Origin of the sequence: Teichococcus wenyumeiae (assembly GCF_003696345.1) — a bacterium.
Classification (GTDB): Bacteria; Pseudomonadota; Alphaproteobacteria; order Acetobacterales; family Acetobacteraceae; genus Pseudoroseomonas; species Pseudoroseomonas wenyumeiae.
In genome coordinates this window covers 1-13,580 of sequence record NZ_RFLX01000009.1, presented here as the reverse complement: position 1 = coordinate 13,580, position 13,580 = coordinate 1, and the positions used below count along the sequence as shown (strand labels likewise).

The 13,580-nt window shown below is 72.1% G+C and carries 14 protein-coding genes; 7 read left to right on the top strand and 7 right to left on the bottom strand.

The annotated features are described in order from the left end of the window. Positions 1-35 precede the first annotated feature (35 nt). On the top strand, positions 36-158 hold the full coding sequence (locus EBE87_RS30315) for a hypothetical protein (RefSeq protein WP_267898254.1): 123 nt from the start codon (positions 36-38) through the stop codon (positions 156-158). A 96-nt stretch (positions 159-254) separates the two neighbouring features. Here the strand turns inward: EBE87_RS30315 and acnA are convergent, their stop codons facing one another. Beyond that, positions 255-2,960, bottom strand: a complete 2,706-nt coding sequence (gene acnA, locus EBE87_RS13380; protein WP_120638450.1) for an aconitate hydratase AcnA — start codon at positions 2,958-2,960, stop codon at positions 255-257. A 109-nt stretch (positions 2,961-3,069) separates the two neighbouring features. On the opposite strand from acnA, the gene ccmA reads away from it, so the two are divergent. Next, a complete protein-coding gene (gene ccmA / locus EBE87_RS13375) occupies positions 3,070-3,666 on the top strand; it encodes a heme ABC exporter ATP-binding protein CcmA (RefSeq protein ID WP_408887714.1) in 597 nt (198 codons plus the stop codon). Beyond that, a complete protein-coding gene (gene ccmB / locus EBE87_RS13370; RefSeq protein WP_120638448.1) occupies positions 3,663-4,313 on the top strand; it encodes a heme exporter protein CcmB in 651 nt (216 codons plus the stop codon). Before ccmA ends, ccmB begins: the two co-directional genes overlap by 4 nt. Positions 4,314-4,318: 5 nt before the next feature. Here ccmB and EBE87_RS13365 read toward each other — a convergent pair whose 3' ends face one another. The 3 genes from EBE87_RS13365 to tsaD are packed head-to-tail and all read right to left on the bottom strand — an operon-like array spanning position 4,319 to position 7,169. Then, positions 4,319-5,317 carry an NAD(P)H-dependent glycerol-3-phosphate dehydrogenase gene (locus tag EBE87_RS13365; protein ID WP_120638447.1) on the bottom strand — a complete coding sequence of 333 codons (999 nt, stop codon included), beginning with the start codon at positions 5,315-5,317 and terminating at the stop codon, positions 4,319-4,321. Further along, positions 5,314-6,141, bottom strand: coding sequence for a 23S rRNA (adenine(2030)-N(6))-methyltransferase RlmJ (locus tag EBE87_RS13360; protein ID WP_120638446.1), 828 nt, complete (start codon positions 6,139-6,141; stop codon positions 5,314-5,316). The genes EBE87_RS13365 and EBE87_RS13360 overlap by 4 nt, the downstream gene beginning before the upstream one ends. Continuing rightward, positions 6,138-7,169, bottom strand: a complete 1,032-nt coding sequence (gene tsaD / locus EBE87_RS13355; RefSeq protein WP_233553216.1) for a tRNA (adenosine(37)-N6)-threonylcarbamoyltransferase complex transferase subunit TsaD — start codon at positions 7,167-7,169, stop codon at positions 6,138-6,140. Before tsaD ends, EBE87_RS13360 begins: the two co-directional genes overlap by 4 nt. Positions 7,170-7,226: 57 nt before the next feature. On the opposite strand from tsaD, the gene hemC reads away from it, so the two are divergent. The 4 genes from hemC to EBE87_RS13335 are packed head-to-tail and all read left to right on the top strand — an operon-like array spanning position 7,227 to position 11,746. Further along, complete coding sequence (gene hemC / locus EBE87_RS13350) at positions 7,227-8,300, top strand: hydroxymethylbilane synthase (protein ID WP_120638466.1); 1,074 nt, start codon at positions 7,227-7,229, stop codon at positions 8,298-8,300. A gap of 4 nt (positions 8,301-8,304) precedes the next feature. Next, complete coding sequence (locus EBE87_RS13345) at positions 8,305-9,051, top strand: uroporphyrinogen-III synthase (RefSeq protein WP_158611649.1); 747 nt, start codon at positions 8,305-8,307, stop codon at positions 9,049-9,051. Positions 9,052-9,071: 20 nt separating this feature from the next. Next, the gene (locus EBE87_RS13340; RefSeq protein WP_122140033.1) at positions 9,072-10,475 is read left to right on the top strand and encodes a hypothetical protein; all 1,404 of its coding nucleotides are present in this window, start codon (positions 9,072-9,074) and stop codon (positions 10,473-10,475) included. After that, a complete protein-coding gene (locus EBE87_RS13335; protein WP_122140032.1) occupies positions 10,475-11,746 on the top strand; it encodes a heme biosynthesis HemY N-terminal domain-containing protein in 1,272 nt (423 codons plus the stop codon). The genes EBE87_RS13340 and EBE87_RS13335 overlap by 1 nt, the downstream gene beginning before the upstream one ends. A gap of 39 nt (positions 11,747-11,785) precedes the next feature. Here EBE87_RS13335 and EBE87_RS13330 read toward each other — a convergent pair whose 3' ends face one another. The 3 genes from EBE87_RS13330 to EBE87_RS29385 form a co-directional block, all read right to left on the bottom strand. Continuing rightward, positions 11,786-12,223, bottom strand: coding sequence for a hypothetical protein (locus EBE87_RS13330; protein ID WP_120640106.1), 438 nt, complete (start codon positions 12,221-12,223; stop codon positions 11,786-11,788). Positions 12,224-12,320: 97 nt separating this feature from the next. Beyond that, on the bottom strand, positions 12,321-13,190 hold the full coding sequence (locus EBE87_RS13325; RefSeq protein ID WP_122140031.1) for a DUF4214 domain-containing protein: 870 nt from the start codon (positions 13,188-13,190) through the stop codon (positions 12,321-12,323). Between the two features lie 52 nt (positions 13,191-13,242). Then, a partial coding sequence (locus EBE87_RS29385; protein WP_199726499.1) for a hypothetical protein occupies positions 13,243-13,580 on the bottom strand: 338 nt, incomplete at its 5' end.

Here is a 13,580-nt window from a genome sequence, read left to right as displayed (position 1 = left end):
TCATGCACGAGGACAGAAAACCGAGGAGGTCCCCGATGCGCAACAACACCAAGCCAGCCCCCATCAATGCCACCACCGTCATCAACGGCCTGATGGCCTTGCCCTGGGGCGCCACGCTCTTCGGCGCGGCCCCGGGTCCGGTAACGCCGCAGCACTGAAGCGCGGCGGATACGAAAAAGGGCGCGGTCCAGAACCGGACCGCGCCCTTTTCGTGTGGCGCCCGGCCCCGGTGAGGGGGCCGGTGCCTGGATGCCTCAGGCGGCGGACTTGGTGCCGGCCATGGAGCGCAGCACGTAGTGCAGGATGCCGCCGTTCTTGTAGTACTCGACCTCATCGGCCGTATCGACGCGGCACTGCACCTCGGTGCGCGTCACGCTGCCATCGGGGCGGTGGATCACCAGGCCCAGCACCATGCGGGCTTTCAGGTCCTCCAGACCCTCGATGTCGATGATCTCCTCACCGGTGATGCCCAGCGTCTCGCGGTTCTCGCCCGGCTTGAAGACCAGCGGCAGCACGCCCATGCCGACGAGGTTGGAGCGGTGGATGCGCTCGAAGCTCTCGACGATCACGGCCTTGACGCCCAGCAGGAAGGTGCCCTTGGCCGCCCAGTCGCGGGACGAGCCGGTGCCGTATTCCTTGCCGCCGAAGATGACCAGCGGGCGGCCTTCTTCCTTGTACTTCATGGCGGCGTCGTAGATCGGCATTACCTCGCCCGAGGGCTGGTACTTCGTGATGCCGCCCTCGATACCGGGGACCATCTGGTTCTTGATGCGGATATTGGCGAAGGTGCCGCGCATCATGACTTCGTGGTTGCCGCGGCGGGCGCCGTAGCTGTTGAAGTCCGCCTGCCGCACCTGGTGCTCGACCAGGTACTCACCGGCCGGCGAGGACTTCTTGATGTTGCCGGCGGGCGAGATGTGGTCGGTGGTGATGCTGTCGCCCAGCACCGCCAGCACGCGCGCGCCCGTGACGGCCGCGATCGGCTTCGGCTCCGGCTCGATGCCCTCGAAATAGGGCGGGTTCTGCACGTAGGTGGAGCCGCCGTTCCACTTGTAGGTGTCGCTGCCGGCATCGACGCGGATGGCCTGCCACTGCTGCGGGCCCTTGAACACGTCGGAATAGCGCTCCTGGAACATCTCGCGCGTCACGACGGCCTCGACGGTGTCGTTGACCTCCTTCGTGGTCGGCCAGATGTCCTTCAGATAGACCGGCTGGCCGTCCTTGCCGGTGCCGATCGGCTCCTTGGTGACGTCCAGGTTGATGCTGCCGGCCAGGGCGTAGAGCACCACCAGCGGCGGCGAGGCCAGGTAGTTGGCGCGCACGTTCTGGTGGACGCGGCCCTCGAAGTTGCGGTTGCCCGAGAGCACCGAGACCGCGACCAGCTTGTTGTCCTCGATGGCGTCCACGATCGGCTCGGCCAGCGGGCCGGAATTGCCGATGCAGGTGGTGCAGCCATAGCCGACGGTCTGGAAGCCCAGCGCGTCCAGGTGCGGCGTCAGGCCGGCCTTGTTCAGGTACTCGGTCACCACCTGGGAACCAGGGGCCAGCGAGGTCTTCACCCAGGGCTTGGCGGTCAGGCCCTTCTCATTGGCCTTCTTGGCCACGAGGCCGGCGGCGACCATCACGTAGGGGTTGGACGTGTTGGTGCAGGAGGTGATGGCGGCGATCACCACGTCGCCATGGCCGAGGTCGTAGTTGGCGCCGGCCACCGGCACGCGCAGGTCGGCCTTGTCGCCGGGCACGCCGAGGTTGCCGGAAGCCAGCTCCTTGGCGAAGGCCGGGCCGGCATTGTCCAGCGCCACGCGGTCCTGCGGGCGCTTCGGGCCGGCCATGGACGGCACCACCGTCGAGAGGTCCAGCTCCAGCATGTCGGTGAAGACCGGGTCGGGCGTGTTCTCGTCGCGGAACATGCCCTGGGCCTTGTAGTATTCGCGCACCAGGTTGATGCGGTGCTCGTCGCGGCCGGAGAGGCGCAGGTAGCCCAGCGTGATCTCGTCCACCGGGAAGATGCCGCAGGTGGCGCCGTATTCCGGGGCCATGTTGCCGATGGTGGCACGGTCGGCCAGCGGCATCTCGGCCAGGCCGGCGCCGTAGAACTCGACGAACTTGCCGACCACGCCCTTCTTGCGCAGCATCTGCGTCACCGTCAGCACCATGTCGGTGGCGGTCACGCCCTCGCGCAGCTTGCCGGTGATCTTGAAGCCGATGACATCGGGGATCAGCATGGCGATCGGCTGGCCGAGCATGGCGGCCTCGGCCTCGATGCCGCCGACGCCCCAGCCCAGCACGCCCAGGCCGTTCACCATGGTGGTGTGGCTGTCGGTGCCGTAGCAGCTGTCGGGGTACGCGAAGGTCTCGCCGGCGTCGGTGGAGGTCCAGACGCCCTGCGCCAGGTATTCCAGGTTCACCTGGTGGCAGATGCCGGTGCCGGGGGGCACGACGCGGAAGTTGTTGAAGGCTTCCTGGCCCCAGCGCAGGAACTCATAGCGCTCGCCGTTGCGCTCGAACTCGATGTCGACGTTCTTCTGCAGCGAGGAGGCGGTGCCGGAGACATCGACCATGACAGAGTGGTCGATGACGAGGTCAACGGGCACCAGCGGGTTCACGCGGCGCGGGTCGCCGCCCAGTGTCAGGATGCCGTCGCGCATGGCGGCCAAGTCCACCACGGCGGGGACGCCGGTGAAGTCCTGCATCAGGATGCGCGCCGGGCGGAAGGGAACTTCCTTGTCGCTGCGGCCTTCCTTCACCCAGTCGGCGATGGCCTGCGCGTCCTTGGTGAAGTAGGAACGGCCGTCCTCGAAGCGGAGGACGTTCTCCAGCAGCACCTTGAGGCTGTAGGGCAGGCGGGTGATATCGCCGATGCTCTTGGCCGCTTCGGGCAGGCTGAAATAATGGTAGGTCTTGCCATCAACCGCCAGGGTGCGGCGTGTCTTGAGGCTGTCCTGCCCGATCAAGCGCATGGTTGGAGCTTCCCACGTCATATTGCTGCGAACGCTGCCGCTTATTACACGCCTATCCGCCCCGGTCCATCGGCGGCGGGGCGCGGTCTGGAACTGTTGAGGGACGATGCTGGAAGCGGTGGAACTGGCGGCGGTGCGGGGGGAGCGTGTGGTCTTCGCCGGAGTTTCCTTCCGCTGCGCGCCGGGAGAAGCCCTGTTGCTGACAGGCCCGAACGGCGCCGGAAAATCCACGCTGCTGCGCCTGCTGGCCGGGCTGGTGCCGCCGGCGGAAGGTTCCCTGCTGTGGCATGGCAGCGATGCCCTGGCCGATGGCCCTGGCCATGCCGCCCGCCTGCGCTACCTGGCCCATGCCGATGCGCTGAAGCCTGGCCTGACGCTGGAGGAGAACCTGGCCTTCTGGGCCCGGCTCTGGGGCGGGGATGTCGCGGCGGCCCTGGCGGCGGTGGGGCTGGAAGGGCTGGAACACCTGCCGGCGCGCATGCTCTCCGCCGGGCAGAAGCGGCGGGCGGCGCTGGCGCGGCTGGCGCTGGCCCGCGTGCCGCTCTGGCTGCTGGATGAACCCAGCGTCGGGCTGGATACCGCCTCCATCGGATTGTTCGGAGAGATGCTGGCGGCGCATCGCGCGGCGGGCGGCGCCGTGGTGGCGGCCACGCATGTGCCGCTGCCGCTGCCCGGCAGCGGCACCCTGGCGCTGACGCCCGCATGATCGCGCTGCTGCGCCGCGAATGGTTGCTGGCCGCCCGCCACCCCGGCGACACGTTGGCGGCGATGCTGTTCTTCCTGCTGGTGACGGCGCTGTTTCCCTTCGGCGTCGGCCCGGCGCCGGAAACCCTGGCGCGCCTCGCCCCCGGCGCGCTGCTGGCGTCCGCGCTGCTGGCGGCGCTCCTGCCGCTGGACCGCCTCTTCGCGCTGGAGGCCGAGGACGGCTCGCTGGACCAGCTCCTGCTCTCCGGCCTCGCGCCCGCGCAACTGGCGGCGGTGAAGGCGCTGGCGCATTGGCTGACCACCGGCGGGCCGCTGCTGCTGGCCAGCCCCGTGGCCGCCGCCATGCTGAACCTGCCCACCGCCGCCTGGGGCGTGGCGGCGCTGGTGCTGGGGCTGGCAACGCTGTTTCTCTCCCTGCTGGGCACGGCGGGGGCGGCGCTGACGCTGGGCGCCCGGCGCGGCGGCGTGCTGCTGCCGCTGCTGGTGCTGCCGCTGGCCATCCCGGCCATGATCTTCGGCGCGGCGGGCATCGAGGCCGCGGCCTCCGGCGTCGCCTGGCACCCCTTCGTGCTGCTGCTGGCGGCGCTGACGGCGGCGGCCCTGCCGCTGGCGCCGTTGGCCGCCGGGGCGGCGCTGCGGGCGGAATAGCGCCGTCAGACTTCCTGGCGCAGCGGGCGGTTCATCAACTGCTCCACCGCCCCGACCACGTCCATCCGGCCTTCCAGCACATCGGCCACGGCGGCGGTGATGGGCATCTCCACCCCCACGGCAGCGGCGCGGGCCAGCAGGGCGGGGGCGGTGGCGACGCCTTCCGTGACGCTGTTGCGCTCGGCCAGGATGGCGGCCAGGTGACGTCCCTGGCCCAGCGCCAGTCCCAGCGAGAAATTGCGGCTGCTGCCGCCGGTGCAGGTCAGCAGCAGGTCGCCCAGGCCGGAGAGGCCCGCCACCGTCTCCGCCCGCCCGCCCAGCGCCACGGCCAGCCGGGCGATCTCGGCCAGCCCGCGCGTCACCAGGGCAGCGCGGGCATTCTCGCCCAGCCCGGCGCCGATCACCGCCCCGGCAGCGATGGCGATCACGTTCTTGGCCGCGCCGCCGACCTCGGCACCCACCGGGTCGTCATGGTCGTAAAGCCGGAAGCCGCCGCTGGAGAGGCTGGCCGCCGCACCCTGCCGCAGCGCCTCATCCAGGCTCGCCACCACGGCGGCGGCGGGCAGGCCCTGCGCCACCTCCCGCGCGAAATTGGGACCGGACAGCACGCCCGCCGGCAGGCCCGGCCGGGCATCGGCCAGAATTTCCAGCGGCAGGCGCAGCGTGCCGTGCTCGACGCCCTTGGCCGCCACCAAGCTGGGCGGCAGGGCCGGCAGCCGGGGCAGCATCCCGGCCAGGTGCTGGCAGGGCACCACCAGCAGCGCGAGGTCAGCACCCTCCAGCGCTTCCTCGGCATCGGCGGTGATGCGCAGTTCGGCGGGCAGGAGCTGGCCGGGCAGGTGCGCGGCATTCTCCCGCGCCGCCCGCATGGCCAGGGCACGGTCCGGGTCACGCGCCCAGAGCGCCGTGGCCGCGCCCGCCCGCAGGGCCTGCAGCGCCAGCGCCGTGCCCCAGGCCCCGGCGCCGATCACGGCAACGCGGCCGATGCCGTGGAAGGGGCTCATTCCTCCGCCAGCCGGGTGACGGCGAAGCCCTGGCCGGGCTCGCCTTCGCCCAGGCGCTCCAGCAGCGCCTCCAGGATGGCGCCGGCCTCTTCCTCGAACTTCCAGGGTGGGTTGACCACCGCCACGCCGCAGCCGTTCAGCCGCTGCGGGTCGGTGGGTTCCCGCAGCCACAGCTCGCAGGTGATGATGTCGCGGATGCCGCTCTCGGCCAGGGCGGTATGGAAGGCCCGCACCGGGGTGCGGTGCTTGATGGGGTACCAGGCGGCCTGCACCCCGGCGCGGAAGCGGTGCGCCACGGCGGCCATGCCCTCGGCCATGCGCTCGAACTCGCCTTCCTGCTCGAAGGGCGGGTCGATCAGGATGAGGCCGCGCTTTTCCTGGAAGGGGGTGAGGGCGGTCAGCGCCTCCCAGCCGTCGCGCTTGTGCACCGCCACCTGCGGGTCGCCGCGGAACAGGGTGCGCAGCGTGGCGTGGTCCTGCTCATGCAATTCACAGAGCACCAGCCGGTCGTTGGGCCGCAGCACCATGCGGGCCAGGGTCGGGCTGCCGGGATAGATGGGCGGGAAGCCGGCCAGCTTCAGCAGGGACAGCCATTCGGCCAGCGGCCCCTCGGTGATGTCCATCAGCCGGCCGACGCCGCGCTGCCATTCGCCGGTACGCTCGGCCTCGCTGCCGGTCAGGTCGTAGGTGCCGATGCCGGCATGGGTATCCAGCACGCGGAAGGGGGTTTCCTTCACCTCCAGCCGCCGCAGCAGGCGCAGCAGCAGAGCGTGCTTGACGCAATCGGCGAAATTGCCGGCGTGGAAGGCGTGGCGGTAGTTCATGCAGCAAGCTCCGCGAGCGGCCAGCGTGGCCTGGGGGCATGGTCCAGCGGGTCGGTCAGCCCGGCGCGCAGGCGCTCGATGCCGGCCCAGGCGATCATCACGGCATTGTCGGTGCACAGGCGGATGGGCGGCGCCACCAGCGGCAGCCCGTGCTTCTCCGCCACCCCGGCCAGGGCGGTGCGCACCGCCTGGTTGGCCGCGACGCCGCCGGCCACCACCATGGCGGTGGCGCCGTCCATCATGCCGAGCGCGTTCTTCGCCCGGTCCGCCAGCACGGCGGCCACCACGCGTTGGAAGGCGGCCGCGAGGTCAGCGCGGTCCTGCTCGGTCTGCAATTTCGGGATGGTCTGGGCCACGGCGGTCTTGAGCCCGCTGAAAGAGAAATCGCAGCCCGGCCGCCCCAGCATCGGGCGGGGCAGGGGGAAGCGCTTCGGGTCGCCGGTTTGCGCCAGCTTTTCCAGCGCCGGGCCGCCGGGCCAGGGCAGGCCCATCAGCTTGGCGGATTTGTCGAAGGCCTCGCCCACCGCGTCATCCAGCGTGGAGCCGAGGCGGCGGTACTGCCCCAGCCCTTCCACCGCCACGCACTGGCAATGCCCGCCGGAGAGCAGCAGCAGCAGGTAGGGGAACTTCGCGCCGCCTTCCACCAAGCCCGGCAGCCGCGCCGTCAGCGCATGCCCTTCCAGATGGTTCACGGCCACGAAGGGCAGGTCATGCGCGAGGGCCATGCCCTTGCCGAAGGTGGCGCAGACGATCAACCCGCCGATCAGCCCGGGACCGGAAGTCGCGGCGATGCCGCCGAGATCCGCGGCCTTCACCCCGGCGCGGGCGAGCACATCGGCCGTCAGCGCGGGCAGGTGGGCCAGATGAGCGCGGGCCGCGATTTCCGGCACCACGCCGCCGAAAGGCGTGTGTTCCGCCAGCTGGCTGCGCACCGCCTCGGCCAGCACGGTGCCATCCGGCGCCAGCACGGCGGCGGCGGTTTCGTCGCAACTCGCCTCCAAACCCAGAACCGGACCCCTGATCAGCACGCCCTGCATCCTTATTCTGCCTTCCCCATTGGGTGTGGCGGTTCTATGACGCGCGCCATGTCCCTTGCCCACCCCGCATCGCCGTCTGCCGCGGCGGGCGATTTCGTTTATCCGCAGGTCTGCGCCGCCCCCGCCGACCTTCGCACCGGGTCCGACACAGCCGTGAGGCCGCATACGCGGCGCGCGCTGCCGCTGCGCGTGGGTACGCGCGGGTCGCCGCTGGCGCTATGGCAGACCCGCACCTTCCTCGACCTCGTGACGCGCTTCTGCCCCGTGCTGCGCAATGTCAACGCCTTCGAGGAACATGTCATCGCCACCTCCGGCGATCGCATCCAGGACAAGCGGCTGGCGGATATTGGCGGCAAGGGCCTCTTTGCCAAGGAGATCCATGAGGCGCTGCTGGATGGGCGGATCGACTTCGCCGTCCACAGCCTGAAGGACCTGGAGACCGAGCTGCCCCCCGGCATCGTGCTGGCCTGCACCCTGCGGCGGGAAGACGCGCGCGATTCGCTGATCCTCGGCCCGTCCTGCGGCACGCCGGACCCGGCAGACCCCTTCGGCGCCCTGCCGGCCGGGGCGCGCATCGGCACCGCCAGCCTGCGGCGCCAGGCGCAGCTGCTGCATGCGCGGCCGGACCTGAAGGTGGGCATGATCCGCGGCAATGTCGGCTCCCGCCTCGCCAAGCTCGCCGCCGGGGAGGCCGATGCCACCCTGCTGGCGCTGGCCGGGCTGAAGCGGCTGGAGATGGCGGACCGCGCCTCCGTCATCATTGATGCCGAATCGATGGTGCCGGCCGCCGGCCAGGGCATCGTCGGCGTCACCGTGCGCGCCGCCGACTTGGAATTGCTGGAATTGCTCTCCGGCATCGAGGACCGCGAGGCCCGCGCCGTGTCCCGCGCCGAGCGGGCGCTGCTGGCGGCGCTGGATGGCTCCTGCCGCACTCCGATCGGCGGCCATGCCCGGCTGCTGCCGGATGGCCAGCTGCACCTGACCGGGCTGGTGGCGCGGCCCGACGGCACCTTCCTGCTGAAGCGCAGCCTGCATGGCGCCGTGGCGGATGCCGAGCGGATCGGGCTGGAACTCGGCGACAGCCTGCGCGCCGACAGCCCCGCCGATATCTTCTTTGGCTGAGAGGGTGGCGCCGCCCGGCGCCTTCCGCGATGCCGTGCTGATCACCCGCCCGGAGCCCGGCGCGGCCGAAACCGCCGCCGCCGTGGCGGCGCTGGGCTGGCGCCCCGTGCTGGCGCCCGCGCTGGTGCTGGCGCCGCTGCCGCCGCCGGCCGGCCTCGCCGCCCCGGCCCAGGCGCTGCTGCTGCCCAGCCGTGCCGCCGCCCGCGCCCTGCCGGGCGTGCCGCGCGACATGCCGGTGCTGGCGGTGGGCAGCGGCACCGCCGCTGAGGCCGCTGCCGCTGGCTTCCGCCATGTCACCGCGGCCGAGGGCGATGCTGCTTCCCTGGCGGCCCAGGCCGCCGCCACGCTGGACCCGCGTGCCGGGCCGCTGCTACTGGCGGTGGGGCGGGGCTACAGCGCCGCGCTGGCCAAGGCCCTGCGCGGCCATGGCTTCAGCGTGCGCCGCCGCGTCGTCTACGCCGCCCACCCCGCCGATTCGTTGCCCGGCCCGGCGCTGGCGGCACTGCGGGCGGGGGAGATACGGGCGGCACTGTTCTTTTCGCCGCGTTCCGCTAGCGTAATCATGGCGTTGCTGCGGCAGGCGGGAGTGGCCGAAACTGTGGATCAGGTGGCCGCGTTGGCGCTCTCAGCGCGGATTGCGACGGCACTGGCGGGACTGTCCTGGCAGGAGATCCGTGCTACCCCCACGCCCGAACCATCGGCGCTGTTGGCCCTGCTGGGCCCGGCGCCCCACTCGGCCGCGAGGGCCTGACAGCGAGGGGCAGGAGAAAGATGATCGATACGCCGAAGGACAGCCCCGCCCGTTCCCCATCGAAGGGCGGCGACTCACGGCGGGACAAGGGGCGCAACGCGCCACCGCCGCCCGCCGCCGGGGCGCCGCTGCCGCCGGAAGCCGCCAAGCCCGGCCCGGCGCCGGAGCCTGTGGCCGAGCCGGTAACCGGCCCGGTGGCCGAGCCGGAGCCCGTGGCCGCCGCCGCGCCGCCGGAACCGCCGCTGCCACCCAGCCGGCCCGCAACGCCGCCACCCGCCCCGCCGCCCGAGCCGGCGCGGCGCCGCGATTCGCTGATGCTGCCGATCGCCGCCGGTACCGGCGTGGTGGTGCTGCTGCTGGCCTGGCTGGTGCTGGCTGGCCGGCCGGACCAGCCCGCCATCGACCCCGCCCGGATCGACGCGCTGGACAACCGCCTGCGGCAGGCCGAGGCCCAGGCCGCCGGCCAGGGCCCGGCGCTGCAGCAGGCCAACCAGCGTCTTGGCGCGCTGGAGACAACGCTGCGCGAGCGTGAGGCCGCTGCCAACCAGGCGCTGGCCGCGCTGCGGGAGGCGCTGGAGCAGCAGAAATCCGCCGTGGCGGCGCAGCAGGCCCAGGTGGAACAGCGGATCGGCGAGGCGCAGAACGCTTTCTCCCAGCGCATCACCGGGGCCGAGGCGCAGCTGGCGCAACGCGTCGCCGCCGCCGAGGCGGCGCTGGCGCCGAAGCTGGCCGCGCTGGATGAGGCGCAGCAGCAGCGCCTTGCCGCGCTGGAGGCAGCACAGCAGCAGCGCCTCACCACGCTGGAAGGCAAGGTGACGCAGCAGCTTTCCGCCGCCGACGAAGCGGCCAAGCGTGCCGCCGCCGAGCGCGAGCAGCAGATGAATGCCCGCTTCACGGCCCTGGAGCAGCGCGAGGCCCGCATCACCGCCGCCGAGCAGCGGCTGAACCGGCTGGTGGCTTCCACCGCGCTGACCTCGGCGCTGGAGGCCGGGCAGCCGCTGGGCGCCGCGCTGGCCGGGCTGCCCGGCACGCCGCCGCCGGCTCTGGCCGCCTATGCCAATGCCGCGCCGCCGACCGCCGCTTCCCTGCGCCTGTCCTTCGACGAGGCGGCCCGCGCCGCCCGCGCGGCCTCCCAGCCCGCGACCGAGGGCCAGGGCGTGCTGGAGGCGGCCGCCACCCGGCTGTCCAACCTCGTCACCGTCCGCCGCGGCGACCAGACCGTCTGGGGCGACGCGGTGAGCGGAGAGCTGGAAGGCGCCCGCCAGGCGCTGGATGCCGGCGACATCGCCGGTGCCGTGCAGAAGGTGGAGGCGCTGCCGGAGAAGACCCGGGCGCCGATGGCCGGCTGGCTGCGGCAGGCGCAAGGCCTGCTGGCTGCCCGCGCCGCGCTGAATGAGATGGTCTCGCCGAAGGGTCAGGGCTGATGGCGCGCGCGCTTTGGCTGCTGTTCCTCTGCGTCGTCACGGTTGGCGTCGCATGGGTGCTGATGCGGATGGGCGGCACCGTGCAGGTGCGCGTCAACGATGCCGAGATCTATGTCGATCTGCCCATCCTGCTGCTGGCCCTGGGCATCCTGTTCCTGGTGCTGCACGGGCTGCTGACCGGCTGGCGCGCCTTGCGCCGCCTGCCGGCCCGCATGCGCGCCAAGCGTGAGGCCCGCGACCGCGAGAAGGGCGATGCCGCGCTGACCCGCGCCCTGGTGGCGCTCGCCGCCGGCACCGCCGATACCGCCCGGCTGGAGGTGCGCCGCGCCCGCCAGTTGCTGGGCGACAAGCCGCAGGTGCTGCTGCTTTCCGCCGAGGCCGAGCGCCTCAGCGGTAGCGAGGAAGGCGCCGCCGAGGCCTTCCGCACCCTGGCCGCCCGCGACGATGCCAAGTTCCTTGGCCTGCGCGGGCTGCTGCGGCAGGCGATCCAGCGGCAGGACTGGCCCGCCGCGCAGCAGCTGGCGCGGGAGGCCGAGGCCGCCCAGCCCGGCGCCGCCTGGGTGCGCGAGGAGCGTGCCGCCCTGGCGCTGCGCACGCAGGACTGGCGCGAGGCCCTGGCGCTGGCCGCGCCCAAGGCGCCGAAGGCTCAGTTGGCCCTGGCCGCCGCGCGGCAGGAAAGCGACATCGCCCAGGCCGCCGAGCTGGAGCGGCAGGCCTTCGAGGCCGACCATGCCTTCTCCCCCGCCGTGATCGCCTATGCGAAGCGGTTGGCGAGCGCCGGCAGCCAGCGCAAGGCGCGTGGCGTGCTGGAACAGGGCTGGGCCGCCGCGCCGCACCCTGATCTCGCCGAGGCCTACCTGAAGGACGAGGCCGATCCGCTGGAGCGGGTGAAGATGGCCGAGACCCTGGTGCAGGCCAACCGCAACCATCCGGAAAGCCGGCTGCTGCTGGCCCGCACCGCCCTGGCCGCCGGCCTGACCGGCCGCGCGCGGCAGGAGCTGGAGGCGCTGGTGCAGGACGGCACGGCCGATGCCCGCGCCTATCTGCTGCTGGTGGAGCTGGAGCAGGTGGAGCATGGCGAAAGCGCCGTGGCCCGCGCCGCCGAGGCCCGCTGGCTGCGCGCCGCCACCGCCGCGCCTTCCGAGCCGCGCTGGCGTTGCGGCCATTGCGGCAAGCTGCATGCGCAATGGGTGCCGGTCTGCGATGGCTGCGGCACCGCCGGCGAGGTGAGCTGGCAGCCTGGACCGGCCCAGTTGGTGCAGAGGGTCTGACGGAAGGGGGCTTCGGCCCCCTTTTTCATGCCCGCCGGTTCAGCGCAGCGGCTGTGACAGCAGCAGCCCTGCACGGCGGAACATCTGCCCGACCACCAGGGCATGGCTCATGGCGGCATAGGCGCGGGGCTGGGGCAGCAGGCGCAGGAAAGCCGCCAATGCCTCCCGCCGCGGCCCGCGTTGGGAGAGCGAGAGGGCCAGCAACAGGGCAGGTTCCTCGCCTTGCAGGCGCGGCTCCAGCGGAGAGCCGATGAGGAAGGGCTCCCCCTTGGCCCGCAGCAGCGCATCCAGCGGCCAGGCGGCATCCCCGGCATCCTCGGTGACCAGGGGAGGCTGGCAGGCCTGGGCCGGGGCCAGGCCGCACTGCATTGCCCAGGCCCAGCGCCGCATGGCTTCCAGCAGCAGCGCCTCGGGCGGCGGCAGGCTTTCGATCTCCACATCGGTCCAGGGCCAGGTAGGAAGGCCGTGTGTTGCCATGGCAGCAGATGCTCCCTGCTGGAAAAGGGAGTGCCCAGGCTGCCGGACTTGCGAACGGGTCGCAAGTCTTTCCGGCGTGAGGTTTCGTGGCCGAGCCTCACCCCAGGAAGGCATCGCCATGCGGATGGTGAGAGAACTGCGCCTTCTGCTCGTCTGAGATGCCGATCAGCATCACCACGTCCACCCGGTCCATGCGGTGGCTGGCGAGATGGTCCACCCAGAAGGCCAGGCCGGTTGGGTCCGGCTCCCGCTCCAGCGCGCTGCGGTAGATGGAGGCGACGTAAGCCGCGTTATCCTCATGCGCGTGGCGGGCCTGGAACTCGTTGCTGGTGGCGATGGCCTCCACCATCTGGCGGATCGACATCTCTCCACTGGCCAATTTCTGGCTCCAGAAGGGCAGGCCCGTGGCATCCGGCGCCCGGTCAAACACCGCGTCATAGGCCATGCCGACAAAGGTGGCCTCGCTGTCGCGGACCCAGACGCCGCCGGGGTGACTGCCCTCGAACTTCCCGGCGGCCTCGGGGCTGTCCACGAAATTGGCGATGAGCTGCGCGCGGCTCATGCCGCCATTCAGCGCAGCGACCTGGAAGGCCAGGCCCGGCGGGTCAGGCTGGCGGCCCAGCGCCTCCCGGTAAAGGTTCACGACCAGCTGCTCGTTGGTCAGCCCGCCGAAGCGGCTGATGAATTCCTGGCTGCCGAAGAAGCCCTCGGCGGCGTGCGCCAAGCTCATGCCGTGTTGCATGTGCTCCACCCAGTTGAACAGCCCTTCCGGGTCAGGCGCCCGGCCCAGGATGGTCTGGTACAGGCGCACGATCTCGGCCGCATCCGACGAGCCGGAGAACTCGATGGCGCCATTGGCGAAGGCGATGCGTGTCACCGGCCCCATCCAGACCATCTCGCCTGAGGTCAGGGCGATCTGCGTCAGGTGGTCGGGGCCGGTGACGATGCGCTCGGCATCCCAGACCATGTGCAGGGACGTGACTACGTCGGTTGAGATGCGCGTGAAGCCATGCAGCGTCTCACCAATGGCGAGGGGATGTGGAGTGGGAACGGGAGGCGGCGGCGGGGGCAGCGGTGGTGGTGGCGAGACAGGCGGCGGCGGCGGGGGCAGCGGTGGTGGTGGCGAGACGGGGGGCGGCGGCGGAGGCGAGACGGGCGGTGGCGGGGATACCGGTGGCGGCGGAGAGACGGGCGGTGGCGGGGATACCGGTGGCGGCGGAGAGACAGGAGGTGGCGGGGACACCGGTGGCGGCGGCAAGACGGGCGGTGGCGGAGACACCGGTGGCGGCGGCAAGACGGGCGGTGGCGGGGACACCGGTGGCGGCGGAGAGACAGGAGGTGGCGGGGACACCGGTGG

Excerpts from the sequence above, each read along its gene's own strand:
- EBE87_RS30315 (WP_267898254.1), top strand. The coding sequence starts at position 36 with ATGCGCAACAACACCAAGCCAGCCCCCATCAATGCCACCACCGTCATC.
- acnA (WP_120638450.1), bottom strand. The coding sequence starts at position 2,960 with ATGCGCTTGATCGGGCAGGACAGCCTCAAGACACGCCGCACCCTGGCG.
- ccmB (WP_120638448.1), top strand. The coding sequence starts at position 3,663 with ATGATCGCGCTGCTGCGCCGCGAATGGTTGCTGGCCGCCCGCCACCCC.
- EBE87_RS13365 (WP_120638447.1), bottom strand. The coding sequence starts at position 5,317 with ATGAGCCCCTTCCACGGCATCGGCCGCGTTGCCGTGATCGGCGCCGGG.
- EBE87_RS13360 (WP_120638446.1), bottom strand. The coding sequence starts at position 6,141 with ATGAACTACCGCCACGCCTTCCACGCCGGCAATTTCGCCGATTGCGTC.
- hemC (WP_120638466.1), top strand. The coding sequence starts at position 7,227 with ATGTCCCTTGCCCACCCCGCATCGCCGTCTGCCGCGGCGGGCGATTTC.
- EBE87_RS13340 (WP_122140033.1), top strand. The coding sequence starts at position 9,072 with ATGATCGATACGCCGAAGGACAGCCCCGCCCGTTCCCCATCGAAGGGC.
- EBE87_RS13335 (WP_122140032.1), top strand. The coding sequence starts at position 10,475 with ATGGCGCGCGCGCTTTGGCTGCTGTTCCTCTGCGTCGTCACGGTTGGC.
- EBE87_RS13330 (WP_120640106.1), bottom strand. The coding sequence starts at position 12,223 with ATGGCAACACACGGCCTTCCTACCTGGCCCTGGACCGATGTGGAGATC.
- EBE87_RS13325 (WP_122140031.1), bottom strand. The coding sequence starts at position 13,190 with ATGGTCTGGGATGCCGAGCGCATCGTCACCGGCCCCGACCACCTGACG.